This is a genomic window from Streptomyces sp. NPDC047014, assembly GCF_040644195.1.
Classification (GTDB): domain Bacteria; phylum Actinomycetota; class Actinomycetes; order Streptomycetales; family Streptomycetaceae; genus Streptomyces.
In genome coordinates this window covers 90,397-104,902 of record NZ_JBEYVX010000005.1, presented here as the reverse complement: position 1 = coordinate 104,902, position 14,506 = coordinate 90,397, and the positions used below count along the sequence as shown (strand labels likewise).

Below are 14,506 nucleotides of genomic sequence, written 5' to 3'. Positions count from 1 at the left end.
CTCGATGTTTCACGTGAAACATCGAGCGCACCGAGAAGCGGCGCGAAGCGGCGCCTGTTTCACGTGAAACATCGGCGCGGTCGTAGGCTCGACGCATGAGTCTGCGTCTGAGCACGGTGATCCTCCCGGTACGACGATGGCAGGAAGGAGGCCGAGACCAGTGGCTGCGGGCCGAACGGCTCGGCTTCCACACGGCCTACACCTACGACCACCTGTCCTGGCGGACCTTCCGCGACGGCCCCTGGTTCGGCGCGGTGCCCACCCTGACCGCGGCGGTGGCCGCCACCGAGCGGCTGCGCCTGGGCACGCTCGTCACCTCGCCGAACTTCCGGCACCCGGTGACGCTCGCCAAGGACCTCATCACCCTGGACGACGTCTCGGGCGGCCGTATCACCCTCGGGATCGGCGCCGGCGGCAACGGCTTCGACGCGACCGCGCTGGGCCAGGAGGCGTGGTCCCCGAGGGAGCGCGCCGACCGCTTCGCGGAGTTCGTGCCGCTGCTGGACCGGCTGCTGACCGAGGACTCGGTGAGCCACGAGGGCACCTTCTACTCCGCCGAGGAGGCCCGCAACATCCCCGGCTGCGTGCAGCGCCCCCGGCTGCCCTTCGCGGTCGCCGCGACCGGACCGCGCGGGCTGCGGCTCGCCGCCCGGTACGGGCAGGCGTGGGTGACCACGGGCGACCCGAAGCTCTTCGAGGAGGGCACGCCCGAGCAGTCGCTGGAGGCCCTGCGGGGTCAGCTCGAACGCCTGGACAAGGCGTTCGTGGAAATCGGCCAGGAGCCCCGGCCCATGGAGAAGATCCTGCTCACCGGGTTCACGCCCGAGGCCAACACCGTGCTGGAGTCCCTGGACCGGTTCGTGGACTTCGCCGGCCGCCACCGCGAGCTGGGCTTCACGGAGCTGGTGATCCACGCGCCGATCCCGGACTCCCCCTTCGCCACCGACGAGGCCGTCTTCGAGCAGATCGCCACCGAGGCGGTCGCGCAGCTGGACGGCTGAGCACCGGTCGTCGCCGCTCCAGGAGGGAGCGGCGACGACCGTGCGGGGCCTATGCCTCCAACTGCCCGAGCACACGCTCCGCCGAGGGCAGGACCCAGTCGGGGACCTCGTCCTCGGGCAGGGCCCGCACCTCGTCGATCAGCGCGCGGAAGCGGGCCGTGCCTGCCGCCGCGTCGTCGCGCTCCCGCTCCGTCCAGGCCGCGTTGTTCAGACACTGGAAGCGGTCGCGCAGATGATCGGGGCCGAGCTCCGCGTAGACGCGGGCGGCCCGGTCCCACAGGTCGATCTCCTCCCGGCGCAGGGCGTCCACGGCCTCGGCGGTCAGCCGGGCGGCCCGCGGCGCGCCGGTGTCGTCCCCTTCGCTGTCCCCGTCCCCGTCCCCGTCCGCTTCCTCGTCCGCCGTGACCTGCCGGTCCAGCACCTGGGCCAGCTGGTGCCAGGTCTGAGCCAGTTCGGACCGCAGCTCCACGGCTCCGGGATCTGCGGCCAGCGCCGTCTCCAGTACCGCGGCCGCCTCGTCCATCCGGACCCGGGCGCCCGCCACCGTCACGGCGTCGACCTCCTCGCGCAGCCCCAGCCAGGCCAGGGAGCGCAGGATCCGCACCTCGGCGACCGGTGCCTCGCCCGACCGGCGGTGCAGCTCCAGCGCCCTCTCGTAGGCGGCGACCGCCTCTGCGGGCAGTCCCGCGTCGGACAGCGCGTCGGCGGCCGACTGGGCCAGGCTCGCCTGCGGGCGCGGGTCCTCCCACTCCCCGGCCGCCTCCGCCGCCAGCAGGTACTGCTCGGCCGCGGGACGCGGTTCGTTCAGCCGCCGCAGCAGATCGCCCAGGAACTCCCGGACGAACACCGCCTGCTGGTCCCCGTGCTCCAGCAGGTCCGGCAGAGCCGACTGGAGCACTTCCGCCGCCTCGGCGGTGCGGCCGTCGGCCGCGTACGCCCGCGCCAGCAGCAGCCGCGCCTGCGCACCGCCGTCGGCGCCGAGGCCCGCCCGGTCGAAGCGGTGCGCCGCCGCCAGCGCGTACGAGGCCACCTCCGCGGCCGCGCCGCCCCGGCGCAGCAGGATGTCCGCGAGGGTCAGCCGTACGACGGCCTGGGCCTCGGCCTCGGTGACCTCGGCGGAGTGCTCCAGCGCCGAGCGCGCCGCCGCCTCCGCCTCCTCGGGCCGGTCCAGCGACATCAGCACCCCGGCCCGCAGCACCAGGGGATCCACCGCCTGCCAGGGGCGGTCCGCCCCGAGGGCGCGGTCGGCGCAGGCCGCCAGCAGGGCCACGGCCCGGTCGGGCTCGCCCTGGGCCAGGGCCACGCGGCCCAGCATCTCCTCGGCCTCGGCCACCAGATCGGCGGCCGTCTCCGTGCCCCCGTACGAGGCGACGAAGGCGGTGAGCCCGGCGGCCAGTTCACCGTGGCCGTGGTCCTCGCCGTGCTGGTGGTGGTCGTGGCTGTGGGGGTCGTCCCCCTCGGCCTCCTCCAGCGAGCGCAGGTACGACTCCACGCGCAGCGTCGACAGTTCCGCGAGCGCGATCCGCCGGGCCCGCAGCGGCTCGGCCGGGTCCAGGGCCTCGGCGGCCCGCAGGGCGGTGGCGAAGAGGGCCCGGATCTCCCCGGGCGCGGCCCCGGACTGCGCGGCGACACTGGCCAGCCGCAGCTCCGCGAGCGCGGCCCGCTCGGGCACGCCCAGCGCGCGGTAGCCGTCCCGGACGGCGGTGAGGAGCGCGGCGGCCTCCGCGTCACCGGCGCGCGCGGCGGCGAGGGCCCGCTGGTCCGCGAGATCGGCACGCGCGAGCGCCTCGGACACGGAATCCGCCTCGGCCTCCGGCAGGGCGTCCATCCGCAGGCCGACCTCGGCCCACAGGGCGTCCGCGCCCGGATGGCCCAGGTCACGGGCCCGCCGGGCCCGTTCCACCAGCCCGGTGAAGTCCGCGGCGGGGACGGCCGCGGCAGCCGTCACGGTGCCCTCGGCGGCGGCGGCCGGGGTGGCGGCCTGCGGCAGCTCCGCGCTGCGCACCCCCAGCGGCAGCTCCCCCACCAGCGGCTCGCGGCCGACGCGGTCGAGGAAGCGGTCCGAGACCCGGGTGGTGCCGTTGCGCGCGTCGAACTGCCGGGCGATGTCGAGGCAGCCCGCGTACAGCACCTCGTACAGCTCGGAGACCGTGCGCGCGGTGCCCTCGTAGGAGACGGTGGGGACCGCGCCGTGGCCGAGCTCCCGCAGCCGGCGCAGCAGGACGAGGATCCCGCCGTGGAAGGCCAGCCGGTCGTCCACGTTCGCGAGCGGGGTCACCAATGCGGCGTGCTCGGCCAGGATCTCCAGGCCGCGGGACTCGTTCCCGGTGAGCGCGCAGAACTCGATGTGGCGGCCGACGGTCGGCAGCAGGCTCTCGTTCCCGCGCGCCATCCGGTAGCCGCGCACATGGTTCGCGCGCGCCTCGTCGGCCCGGCCGAGCCGCAGCAGCGGCAGCAGTGAGGTGGCGAGCACCCGGTGCGGTTCCTCGGCGCAGGTCAGCTCGCCGTCGAGGACCGGCTCCCAGAGCCGCATCGCCTCGGTGTCGTTCCCGTGCAGCACGGCGTACTGGCCCTGCCCGCAGAGCTCGCACGCCTGGCAGTCGCTCATGTCGTCGCGTTCGGCGTCCAGCCAGCGCCGGAAGGCCCGCTCGGCGCGCTCGTCGTCGCCGGTCATGTGGGCGAGCCACATCTCGGCCTCGCGCACGGGCCGTTCGCTGTAGCCGGCGATCCGGTAGCGGCGCTCCATCTCCTCCAGCCAGCCGGTGGCCGAGTCCAGGGGGATCCCGGGGGAGTCGGAGATGGCCGACGCCACCCACTTGAACTGCCAGAACAGCGAGTGGGCGTCCCAGCCGGAGAAGGCCGTCGGGTCCTTGTCGTACTCCTGGAGGAGCCGGGCGAAGGGCACGAGCATCTTCGAGGACTCGGCGCTGTAGAGGTAGGCGTTGATCAGGTTGTCCAGCGCCTCGCGGAACAGCTCCCGGTCACCGGTCGCCTCCGCCGCACCGGCCAGCGCCTCGGCGTGGGCGTTGCGCGCGACGCCGTTGGGCGCCGCCTGGTTCTCCTCCAGGCCCCGCGCGATCTCCTCGCGCGTCAGGGTCGTCACTTCTGGTCCTCCTGGGCGTCACGGGGGTCGATGTCACGGGGATCGGTGCCACGCGGGTCCGCGTCACGGGCATCGGTCTGCGGGTTCGCGTGCGTGGCCCATTCCAGGAGCCCGAGGAAGGCCCGGTTCAGCAGGCTGGAGTCGGCGGGCCGCAGCGGCCGCTGCGACATCAGCAGGGCCTGCCCGTACAGCGACTCCACCGCCGTGCCGGTCAGCGCCTCGTCCTGGAGCGCCGAGATCCGGCGGATCAGCGGGTTGTTGTGGTTCAGCACCAGCCGGGCACGCGGGGCGGATCCGCGCAGCGCGCCCAGGATCCCGGTCCACAGGGAGTCGGCGCTCTCCAGCGCCGCGCTGCGGTCGCGTTCCTGGCGCGCCTGCCGGTCGTCGAGGTAGAGCGCGGGGACCGATACGGGCTGGAAGGCGCGCAGCACCACGTCGCAGCCCTGGGCTTCGAGGCGGGTCCGCGCGGTGGCCAGGAAGGGGGCGAGCCGGAGCTCGTCGGTGGTGGGCACCGGGTCGAGCCGTTCGGTGACGGCCCCTGCGTCCAGCTCGGTCACCTTGAGGTCCGGCCGTACGGAGGGCAGCAGGGCCAGCAGGTCCGCGTCGTAGGTGTAGCCGGCGTTGATGACGCCGAGGCCGTGGGCCGCGGCGATCGGCGCGATCTGGCGGAACTCCTCGACGGTGCGCGTGAAGTGGATGTCGGGGTGGGCGGCGGCGAACTCCTGGAGGTTCATGGAGCCGGCGCTGGTCTCGAAGGGCAGCCACGGCAGCATCAGCCCGAGCAGTTCGGGGTCGTGCCGGGCCATGGACTTCACCCCGAGGTGGTGGACGCTCAGGAAGGCGGCCAGGCGCTCCGGGTCGCTGGCCGCGAGCTCGGCGAGCCAGCCGCGGACGCGGGCGCCGAGCGCGTCGCGTACGGCGGCCAGGGTCTCGTCGTCGTACAGGTTCTCGCGCGAGGCGGTGGGCCGCAGGGTGTCGGTGTCGATGACGGCGCGCACGAAGAACGCCCAGTCCGGCAGCAGGTTGTCGGCGCGGTCGGTGAGCAGCATGCCCTTGAGGTGCACGCGGTGTCCGGCCCGGTGGGCGGGGCTGGTCGGGTCGGGCAGGACGTACGCCACTCCGCGCACGCCCGCGACCGGCAGGTCGAGGTCGATGCTGTCGAGCGGGGTGAAGCCGAAGAGCGCGGCGCAGTGCCCGGCGAGCGCGGCGCGCCGGGCGGCGGGGGTAGGGAAGGGGCGCTCCCACACGGCCGGCCGGTCGGTGACGGGGCGCGGCTCGCCGCCCTCGCCGTCGTCGAAGGTGATCTCGTAGGGCAGCAGGGAGCCGTAGTCGCGGGCGAGCTGTTCCACCTTGGCCGGGACGGTCCACTCGGCGGCGCCGGGGCGGGCCTCCAGGATGACGGTGGTGCCGGCCTCGGGCCGTGCCTCGTGGGGCAGTTCGCGCACGGTGTACGAGCCGTCGTCCGAGGCCAGCCATTCGACGGGCGCGGCCTGCGGGTCGCGCGCGGAGCGGGTGACGACCCGGATCCGGCGGGCCACGACGAAGCACGCGAGCAGGCCGATGCCGAACTGGCCGAGGAATTCGCGGCGGGTGGCCTCCAGGCCGTGCTCGCCGCCCCGCTTGGAGCTGCGGCCGATGGTGGCGAGGAGGGAGTGGGCCTCGTCGGCGGTGAGGCCGATGCCGCTGTCCTCGATGGTCACCCGGCCGCCGGAGGCCGACAGCCGGATGTGGACGGCCGCCTCCGGGTCGAGGGCGTGCCGCGCGGTGACCGCGTCCACCGCGTTCTGCAGCAGCTCGCGGACGTAGACGCGCGGGCTGGAGTAGAGGTGGTGGGAGAGGAGGTCGACCAGACCGCGCAGATCGACCTGGAAACTGTGGGGTGTGGACGTCATGGGGCGTCACCTCGCGTGCGTGCTGGGTTGGTTCGGCGATCGCGAGGTCCCCCCCCTCACGGATCCCGGAGTGGGACACACATTAGGCGGACGGTCCGACAATCTCCGCGTGAATTCGGGCAGCCCGCGGCCTGCGGCCCGGAGTCCGCAGCCCCTGCCCCGGCCCTACGGGGCCGGGCTACTGGAAGCGGAGGAAGCGCGGCGGCACCGCGTCCACCAGCCACACGCCGTTGGCGCTGATCCGGAAGACGTGCCCGGCCGCGCGCATCGCGCCCGCGTCCACGCTGAGGACGACGGGCCGTCCGCGCCGGGCGCCCACGCGGGTGGCGGTCTCCCGGTCGGGGGACAGGTGCACGTGGTGGCGGGCCATCGGGCGCAGCCCCTCGGCGCGGATCGCGTCCAGGGCGGTCGCCACGGTGCCGTGGTACAGGTACGCGGGCGGTTCGGCCTCCGGGAGGTCCAGGTCGACGGCGACGGTATGGCCCTGGCTGGCCCGGATCCGGGTGCCGTCGACGGCGAAGCGCCGCTTGTCGTTGGCGGCGACGACGTGGTCCAGCTCGTCACGGCTGAACGGGAAGCCGTGGGCGGCGGCCGCGGACAGCAGGTCGTCGATCTCCACCCAGCCGTGGGGGTCGAGCGTCAGCCCGATCCGTTCCGGCTGGTGCCGCAGATGCTTCGAGATGTACTTCGACACCTTGACGGTGCGTCTTTCCTCCATGGGGCCAGGGTGCCCGCTCGTAGGGAGCTCCGACAGCGATTTTCGCGGGCCCGGGAGGGCTGGACAGCGCGGGGACACGCCCTATCGTTATTCCAAGATGCGGAATGTGTTTTCCGCCAGGATGTTCGCCCAGGGGGAGAAACCATGACATCGCACGCCTCTCTGCCACGCCGCGCGGCCGCCGAGCTGATCGGTACCGCCGGACTGCTCGTGGTCGTGATCGGCTCCGGGCTGCGGGCGTCCTCGCTCAGCGCCGACACCGGGGTGGCCCTCGTCGCCAACTCGGCGGCCTCGGCCGTCGGCCTCGGGCTGATCATCACCCTCTTCGGGCCGCTGTCCGGCGCCCACCTCAACCCGGTGGTCAGCCTGACCTCCTGGTGGACCCGGCGCTCCGGCGGCGACGGGCTCGGCGGGCGGGAGGTGCCCGTCTACGTGGCGGCGCAGGCGGCGGGGGCCGTGGGCGGTGCCCTCCTCGCGGAGGTGATGTTCGGGCGGACCCCGGGGGCGCTCGCCACCCAGGTGCGCGACGGCGGTCATCTGCTCGTCGGCGAGGTGGTCGCCACGGCGGGCCTCGTGCTGCTGATCCAGGGGCTGGGGAGGATCGGGCGCGCCCGGCTCATCCCGGTAGCGGTGGCCGCGTACATCGGCGCCGCGATCTGGTTCACCTCCTCCGGCTCCTTCGCCAACCCGGCGGGCACCCTCGGGCGCAGCTTCAGCGACTCCTTCACCGGCATCGCCCCCGCCTCCCTGCCGGGCTTCGTCGGCGCCCAGCTGCTCGGCGGCGCCCTCGGCCTGGGCCTGGCCGCGCTGCTCTTCGGCGCGGGGCGCGGGGTAGAGCCGCGGGCGGCGGCGGGCGGGGCTCCGGTCGAAGCCTTGGTTCCGGTGGAAGCCGCGGTTCCGGTGGAAGCCGCGGTTCCGGTCGAAGCCGCGCTCCCGGGGGACGGCGCCAGCCCGGCCAGGGGCGCGTACCGGACCATCGGCTGAGACACCGGCCTGGTTGCCCACAGGAAAAGGGCGGTTGTCCACAGCCGATTGGGCGGGTTTTGGAGGCAAACGCGCGATCCGCCCTGTGGAATCTGTGGACTGTTTCCGGCCTTACGCCCCGTCGGCCCGGCGCGCCAGGTCGTTCATCCTGCGGGCCTGGAGCTCCCGCTCCGTCGCCGCCCGGACGAAGTCCGCCACATGGTCGGCGCCCACGAGGTCCTGCACCGCCCGCACCGTCCCCGCCGGCAGTGCCACCGGGGACGGGCCCTCCGGCCGCCCCGGGCCCGCCGCGCCCAGATGCCGCTGGAGGTGGCGGGTGGCGAAGAGCCGCATGGCCCGCGCCAGTTCGGCGTCGACGGTCTGCTGGGCCAGCGGCCGCAGCCGCCGTACCAGCGTCGCCGCCTCCGCCGCGTCCGCGTCGGTGGGCGGCACCTGCCCGAGGTAGCGCGCGAAGACGTGCTCGGTGGTGAACTCCAGGAAACGTGAGGCGATGTGCTCGACCTGCCCGCGCAGCTCCCGCAGGTGCCCGGTGATCGCCGCGAGGGGCACGCCCGCCGCGTACAGTTCGGCGGCCACCGCCAGCTCCTGCGGGGACGGCACCAGGAACTGGTCCGGGCGCCCCGGGACGGGCTCCAGCACACCCAGCTCGCACGCCTCCCCCACCGCGTCGTCGTCGGGCCGGCCGCCGAAGCGCTCGTTCAGCTCCTCCCGGCTGATCCGGGCCGCCTCCTCGTCGGTCCACGGCCCGTGCACCTCGGCGACCAGGCCCAGGACGCCGCCCAGCCCGCGGCCGGCGTCCCATGCCTCCAGCAGCTCCTTGATGGAGGCCAGGGTGTAGCCCCGGTCGAGCAGGTCCGCGATCTGCCGCAGCCGCGCCAGGTGCGTGTCCCCGTAGACATTGGAACGGCCCCGGCGCTCCGGCTTCGGCAGCAGACCGCGGTCCTGGTACGCGCGGATCGTGCGCACCGTCGCCCCGCTGTGGTGTGCCAGATCCTCGATCCGGTATTCGGCTACCGCCTGATCGGACAATCCCGGCTCCCTACGACATAGCGGCTCGGCCGGCCCCGCCCGCCGCGGCCCGGGCGGCAGGTGGGGCCGCAAGGCGCTCGACCGCCCTGCGCGGCGAACCCTCCTGCGAGGGATGGTACGACCGCGGGCTGGAGCGGGATATGGCCGTGCCCGCCTCGCCCGCGCTCACAGCCGGGGCTCCAGCCGCGCCAGCCGCCGCAGGGTGCGCGGGGCGAAGCGCGACAGCCACAGGGCGCCCTTGGACTCCGGGGTCACGGGCACCACCGCCTCGTTGTGCACGACCGCGCGCAGGATCGCGTCGGCCACCTTCTCCGGAGGGAAGTTGCGCAGCCCGTACAGCCGCGAGGACCGCTCCTGGCGCCGCTTCTGCTCGGCCTCGTCCACCCCGGCGAACCGCGAGGTGGCCGTGATGTTGGTGTTGACGATGCCGGGGCAGATCGCGGAGACGCCGATCGACTTCGAGGCCAGCTCCGCGCGCAGGCACTCCGACAGCATCAGCACCGCCGCCTTCGAGGTGCTGTAGGCGGGCAGGGTCCTGGAGGGCAGATAGGCCGCCGCGGAGGCGGTGTTGACGATGTGCCCGCCCTGGCCGCGCTCCGCCATCTGCCTCCCGAAGATCCGGCAGCCGTGGATGACGCCCCACAGATTGACGTCGAGGACCTTCTTCCAGTCCTCGGCGGTGGTGTCGAGGAAGGCGCCGGACAGGCCGATGCCCGCGTTGTTGACGAGCACGTCGACGATCCCGTACTCGGCGGCCACCTTCGCGGCCAGCTTCTCCATCTCCTGCTCGTCGCTGACGTCCACGCACTCCGCCCAGGCTTCGGGGGCGCCCACCAGCCGGGCCATCTCGGCCGTGCGCTCCGCGCCCCCGGCGTTCCGGTCGACGACGACCACCCGCGCCCCCGCCTCGGCGAAGGCGAAGGCGGTGGCCCGGCCGATGCCGCTGGCGGCCCCGGTGACCAGGACCAGCTGGCCGCCGAAGCGGGCGGCGTACCGGGCCGGGGGCTTCCGCTCGGGCGCCCGCAGCGCCGGCTCCTCCCGGGCCGTGACGAACTCGGTGATCCAGGAGGCCAGTTGGTCGGGCCGGGTCCGGGGCACCCAGTGCTTCGCGGGCAGGGTCCGCCGCAGCAGGTCGGGCGCCCAGTGCTCCAGCCCGTCGTACAGCCGCTCCGACAGGAACGCGTCCCCGGTGGGCGTGATCAGCTGCACGGGTACGTGCGCGAACGCGTCGGGGCGCGGCCTGCGCAGCCTCGGGCGGATGTTGTCCCGGTACAGCCAGGCGCCGTTCGCCGCGTCCGAGGCCAGGGAGGACGTCGGGTGGGGGCCGGGCGGGACCTGCTCGACGCGCTGGAGCATCCCGGGCCACCGCTTGCCGAGCGGCCCGCGCCACGCGAGCTCGGGCAGCGCCGGGGTGTGCAGCAGGTAGACGTACCAGGACTTCGCGCCCTGGCCGAGGAGCTGCGCGGCGGCGCGCGGGGTGGGCCGCGCCATCCGCTTCTTGATCCAGTGGCCGAAGTGGTCCAGGGAGGGCCCCGACATCGAGGTGAAGGAGGCGATCCGGCCCTCGGTGCGGGCGACCGTCGCGAACTCCCAGCCCTGTACGGAGCCCCAGTCGTGGCCGACCAGGTGCACCGGCCGGTCCGGGCTGACCGCGTCCGCCACCGCGAGGAAGTCGTCGGTCAGCTTCTCCAGGGTGAACCCGCCGCGCAGCGGTTTCGGCGCGGTGGAGCGCCCGTGGCCGCGTACGTCGTAGAGCACCACATGGAAGCGGGACGCCAGCCGCTCGGCGACCTCCGACCACACCTCCTTGCTGTCCGGGTAGCCGTGCACCAGGACCACGGTCGGGCGGTCCGGGTCGCCGAGCTCGGCGACGCACAGCTCGATCCCGCCGGTCCGCACCCACCGCTCGCGCGCGCCGGCCGGACCCGCCGCCGCTTCCCCGCCCGTTCCCGTCACTTCGCTCATGCTGCCCTCTCCTCCGCCCAGCGCCGCACGTGCGGCAGATCGTCGTCCAGCCAGAACGCACTCTCCCCGGGGTCACGCGAGTCGGTGACGACGAGGATCTCCTCGAACTTCGCGCCGGTCCCCCGGAACCCCAGATGCGGTTCCACCGCCCACAGACCGGGCTGCGGCGGGTGGTCGGAGAAGTGGTACGGACTCCACAGCGGGGACCACCCCTCACGGTGCCCGTGCAGGGCGTCCCCGGCCAGCCCCCGGAGGGACCGTGTACCGAATCCGAACGCGGTCGGCGCCCAGCGCCGCTCCTTCACCCGGTCGATCTTGTGGGCGATGACGCCGAAGGGGTAGGCCCGGTGCCGGTTGGCGTACCCCTGCCGGTTCATCAGCCGCTCCACGTTCTCGTAGATCCCGCGCAGGGAGCGGCCCTCCCGCACCTGCTCCAGGATCAGCGAGCGGTGCTCCCGCAGATCGGACATCAGCCGGTCCTGCACGGGATTGAGCCCGAGGCTGCCCGAGTAGCCGATGTCGGCCGAGTACCCCTTGTATATGGGCGCCATGTCGAGGATGAACGGCATCCCCGGCTCCAGTCTCCGGTCGGTCGGGAAGAACTGCAGGGGGATCCGGAAGCCGACGAAGGCGGTGCGGTCCCCGAACCACGCGAACGGCAGGTGGAACCAGTCCCGTACGCCGCGTTCGCGCAGCCACCGGCGCTGCATCCGCGCCGCCTCGCGCTCGGTCACCCCGGGCCGCAGCTGGGCCGCGACCGCCTCGGCGCACTCGTACGCGAGGCGCTGCACCTCTCTGAACCCGCTCAGGTCGCCAGCCATCCCAGCCCGCCCCTCCGTAGATCCGTACGCGCCCGTCACGTTGACACTGATGAATGTGACAATGGCCGGAGATCACGTCAAGGGCCGTGCACGGACCTGTGGACAAACTTGTCCGGGTCACATCAGCCTTCGGTACCGGCATGTACGCCTGAAGGCGGAGACCGGATCCAGCTCCAGGTCTGACGTTTCGCTCGCGCCGCCCCACTAACGTCGCTCCTGTGACTGTCATCGCGACCGAAAGCCTGAGCAAGCGGTACCCCCGAGTGACCGCCATCGACCGGCTCTCCCTGGACATCGGGCCCGGCGTGACCGGCCTCGTGGGCGCCAACGGAGCCGGCAAGTCCACGCTGATCAAGATTCTGCTGGGACTGTCCCCCGCCACCGAAGGCAGCGCCGCCGTGCTCGGCCTCGACGTCGCCACGCACGGCGGTGCCATCCGCGAGCGCGTCGGCTACATGCCCGAGCACGACTGCCTGCCGCCCGACGTCTCGGCCACCGAGTTCGTCGTCCACATGGCGCGCATGTCGGGCCTGTCGCCGAGCGCCGCCCGCGAGCGCACCGCCGACACCCTGCGCCATGTCGGGCTGTACGAGGAGCGCTACCGCCCCATCGGCGGCTACTCCACCGGCATGAAGCAGCGCGTCAAGCTGGCCCAGGCGCTCGTGCACGACCCCCAGCTGGTCCTGCTCGACGAGCCGACCAACGGCCTGGACCCCGTCGGCCGCGACGAGATGCTCGGCCTGATCCGCCGCGTCTACACGGACTTCGGCATCTCCGTCCTGGTCACCTCCCACCTGCTCGGCGAGCTGGAGCGGACCTGCGACCACGTGGTCGTCGTCGACGGCGGCAAGCTGCTGCGCTCCAGCTCCACCAGCGACTTCACCCAGACCACGGCGACCCTCGCGGTCGAGGTCACCGACTCCGACGCCCACCCGGACGGCAGCGCCTCCCTGCGCAAGGCGCTCACCGAGGCGGGCCTCAGCCTGCACCTGGGCACCGAGCAGGGCCTGCCCGGCGCCGGCCACATCCTGCTGGTCGAGGCCGCCGGCGAGGAGACGTACGACACCATCCGCGACACCGTCGCGGAGCTCGGCCTCGGCCTGGTCCGCATGGAACAGCGCCGCCACCACATCGCGGAGGTCTTCCGCGACAACGACCCCTCCGCGCACACCGCCCAGCAGAAGGGAGCCGGTTCCGATGGCGCATGAATCGTCCACGCAGATCCACAACATCGGCTACCGGTCCTACGACGGACCGCGGCTCGGCCGCGCCTACGCCCGCAAGTCGCTGTTCTCGCAGTCCCTGCGCGGCGCCTACGGACTCGGCCGCTCCGCCAAGTCCAAGGTCCTCCCGATGATCCTCTTCGCGGTGATGTGTGTCCCCGCACTGATCATCGTGGCGGTGGCCATCGCGGTCCCGGGCTCCTCCGACCTGCCGATCAAGTACACGACGTACGCCCTGACCACCCAGGTGATCATCGGCCTCTACGTCGCCTCGCAGGCACCGCAGTCCGTCTCGCGGGACCTGCGCTTCAAGACGGTGCCGCTGTACTTCTCGCGGCCCATCGAGCGCGTCGACTACGTGGTGGCCAAGTACGCGGCCATGGCCTCGGCCATGTTCATCCTCACCGCCACCCCGCTGCTGATCATGTGGATCGGCTCGCTCCTGGCCAAGTTCGACTTCTCCGACCAGACCAAGGGATTCGGGCAGGGACTCGTGTCGGTGCTGCTCCTGTCGCTGCTCTTCTCCGGGATCGGCCTGGTGATGGCCGCGCTCACCCCGCGCCGCGGCTTCGGTGTCGCCGCCATCATCGCCGTACTCCTCATCCCCTTCGGCGCGGTCACCGCAGTGCAGGGCATCGCCTACAACACCGGCAACCCCGAGGCCATCGAGTGGATGGGCCTGTTCTCGCCGGTCACCCTGATCGACGGGGTCCAGAGCGCCTTCCTCGGCGCCACCACCGCCTTCCCCGGTGGGGAGGCCCCCTCCACCGGTACCGGCCTCGTGTACCTGCTCGTCGTCCTCGGCCTGATCGCCGGCTCCTACGCCGCCCTGATGGCCCGCTACCGGAAGGCCGGGCTGTGACCACCATCGAGATCGACCACGTCTCCCGCTGGTTCGGCAACGTCGTCGCCGTCAACGACGTGACCATGACCATCGGCCCCGGCGTGACGGGCCTGCTGGGCCCCAACGGCGCGGGCAAGTCCACCCTCATCAACATGATGGGCGGCTTCCTCGCCCCCTCCACCGGCACGGTCACCCTCGACGGCGCCCCGATCTGGCGCAACGAGCAGGTCTACACGCAGGTCGGCGTCGTGCCCGAGCGCGAGGCGATGTACGACTTCCTCACCGGCCGCGAGTTCGTCGTCGCCAACGCCGAGCTGCACGGCCTCGACGACGCGGCCGCCCAGCGCGCGCTCGCCACCGTCGAGATGGAGTACGCGCAGGACCGCAAGATCTCCACGTACTCCAAGGGCATGCGCCAGCGCGTGAAGATGGCCTCCGCCCTGGTCCACAACCCGTCCGTACTCCTGCTGGACGAGCCGTTCAACGGCATGGACCCCCGCCAGCGCATGCAGCTGATGGACCTGCTGCGGCGCATGGGCGACGAGGGGCGCACCGTCCTGTTCTCCTCCCACATCCTGGAGGAGGTCGAGCAGCTCGCCTCGCACATCGAGGTGGTCGTGGCCGGACGGCACGCCGCCTCCGGCGACTTCCGCAAGATCCGCCGCCTGATGACGGACCGCCCGCACCGCTACCTGGTGCGCTCCTCCGACGACCGGGCCCTCGCCGCGGCCCTGATCGCGGACCCGTCCACGGCCGGTATCGAGGTGGACCTGAAGGAGGGGGCGCTGCGCATCCAGGCCGTCGACTTCGGCCGGTTCACCGAGCTGCTGCCCGTCGTGGCCCGCCGCAACGGCATCCGGCTGCTGACGGTCTCGCCCTCCGACGAATCCCTCGAATCCGTCTTCTCCTACCTCGTCACGGCCTGA

Annotated in this window: 11 protein-coding genes; 5 read left to right on the top strand and 6 right to left on the bottom strand. The window is 73.2% G+C overall.

Going from position 1 to position 14,506, the window contains the following annotated elements; all coding sequences use genetic code 11:
* The first annotated feature begins 95 nt into the window (after positions 1-95).
* Positions 96-1,001, top strand: a complete 906-nt coding sequence (locus tag ABZ873_RS05090) for an LLM class flavin-dependent oxidoreductase (protein WP_360865330.1) — start codon at positions 96-98, stop codon at positions 999-1,001.
* Positions 1,002-1,050: 49 nt separating this feature from the next.
* Here the strand turns inward: ABZ873_RS05090 and ABZ873_RS05085 are convergent, their stop codons facing one another.
* The 3 genes from ABZ873_RS05085 to ABZ873_RS05075 form a co-directional block, all read right to left on the bottom strand.
* Positions 1,051-4,104, bottom strand: coding sequence for a tetratricopeptide repeat protein (locus ABZ873_RS05085; protein WP_360865327.1), 3,054 nt, complete (start codon positions 4,102-4,104; stop codon positions 1,051-1,053).
* Entirely contained in the window at positions 4,101-5,996 is a 1,896-nt protein-coding gene (locus ABZ873_RS05080) for an HSP90 family protein (RefSeq protein ID WP_360865324.1), read from the bottom strand. Before ABZ873_RS05080 ends, ABZ873_RS05085 begins: the two co-directional genes overlap by 4 nt.
* Positions 5,997-6,174: 178 nt before the next feature.
* The gene (locus ABZ873_RS05075; RefSeq protein WP_360865321.1) at positions 6,175-6,714 is read right to left on the bottom strand and encodes an RNA 2'-phosphotransferase; all 540 of its coding nucleotides are present in this window, start codon (positions 6,712-6,714) and stop codon (positions 6,175-6,177) included.
* Positions 6,715-6,858: 144 nt separating this feature from the next.
* On the opposite strand from ABZ873_RS05075, the gene ABZ873_RS05070 reads away from it, so the two are divergent.
* Positions 6,859-7,698 (top strand): aquaporin, encoded by an 840-nt coding sequence (locus ABZ873_RS05070; protein ID WP_360865318.1) that lies wholly within the window; start codon positions 6,859-6,861, stop codon positions 7,696-7,698.
* A gap of 111 nt (positions 7,699-7,809) precedes the next feature.
* Here ABZ873_RS05070 and ABZ873_RS05065 read toward each other — a convergent pair whose 3' ends face one another.
* From ABZ873_RS05065 to ABZ873_RS05055, 3 genes are all read right to left on the bottom strand, one after another.
* Positions 7,810-8,727 carry a MerR family transcriptional regulator gene (locus tag ABZ873_RS05065; protein WP_360865315.1) on the bottom strand — a complete coding sequence of 306 codons (918 nt, stop codon included), beginning with the start codon at positions 8,725-8,727 and terminating at the stop codon, positions 7,810-7,812.
* 165 nt (positions 8,728-8,892) lie between these two features.
* Complete coding sequence (locus ABZ873_RS05060) at positions 8,893-10,692, bottom strand: SDR family oxidoreductase (RefSeq protein ID WP_360865312.1); 1,800 nt, start codon at positions 10,690-10,692, stop codon at positions 8,893-8,895.
* A complete protein-coding gene (locus ABZ873_RS05055) occupies positions 10,689-11,513 on the bottom strand; it encodes a M24 family metallopeptidase (protein WP_360865310.1) in 825 nt (274 codons plus the stop codon). The genes ABZ873_RS05060 and ABZ873_RS05055 overlap by 4 nt, the downstream gene beginning before the upstream one ends.
* 218 nt (positions 11,514-11,731) lie before the next feature.
* Here ABZ873_RS05055 and ABZ873_RS05050 point away from each other — a divergent pair, with 218 nt between their 5' ends.
* The 3 genes from ABZ873_RS05050 to ABZ873_RS05040 are packed head-to-tail and all read left to right on the top strand — an operon-like array spanning position 11,732 to position 14,506.
* Entirely contained in the window at positions 11,732-12,721 is a 990-nt protein-coding gene (locus tag ABZ873_RS05050) for an ABC transporter ATP-binding protein (RefSeq protein WP_360865307.1), read from the top strand.
* Positions 12,711-13,598: an ABC transporter permease gene (locus ABZ873_RS05045; protein ID WP_360865303.1), complete on the top strand. Its 888-nt coding sequence runs from the start codon at positions 12,711-12,713 to the stop codon at positions 13,596-13,598. The genes ABZ873_RS05050 and ABZ873_RS05045 overlap by 11 nt, the downstream gene beginning before the upstream one ends.
* Positions 13,595-14,506: an ABC transporter ATP-binding protein gene (locus ABZ873_RS05040; protein ID WP_360865300.1), complete on the top strand. Its 912-nt coding sequence runs from the start codon at positions 13,595-13,597 to the stop codon at positions 14,504-14,506. Before ABZ873_RS05045 ends, ABZ873_RS05040 begins: the two co-directional genes overlap by 4 nt.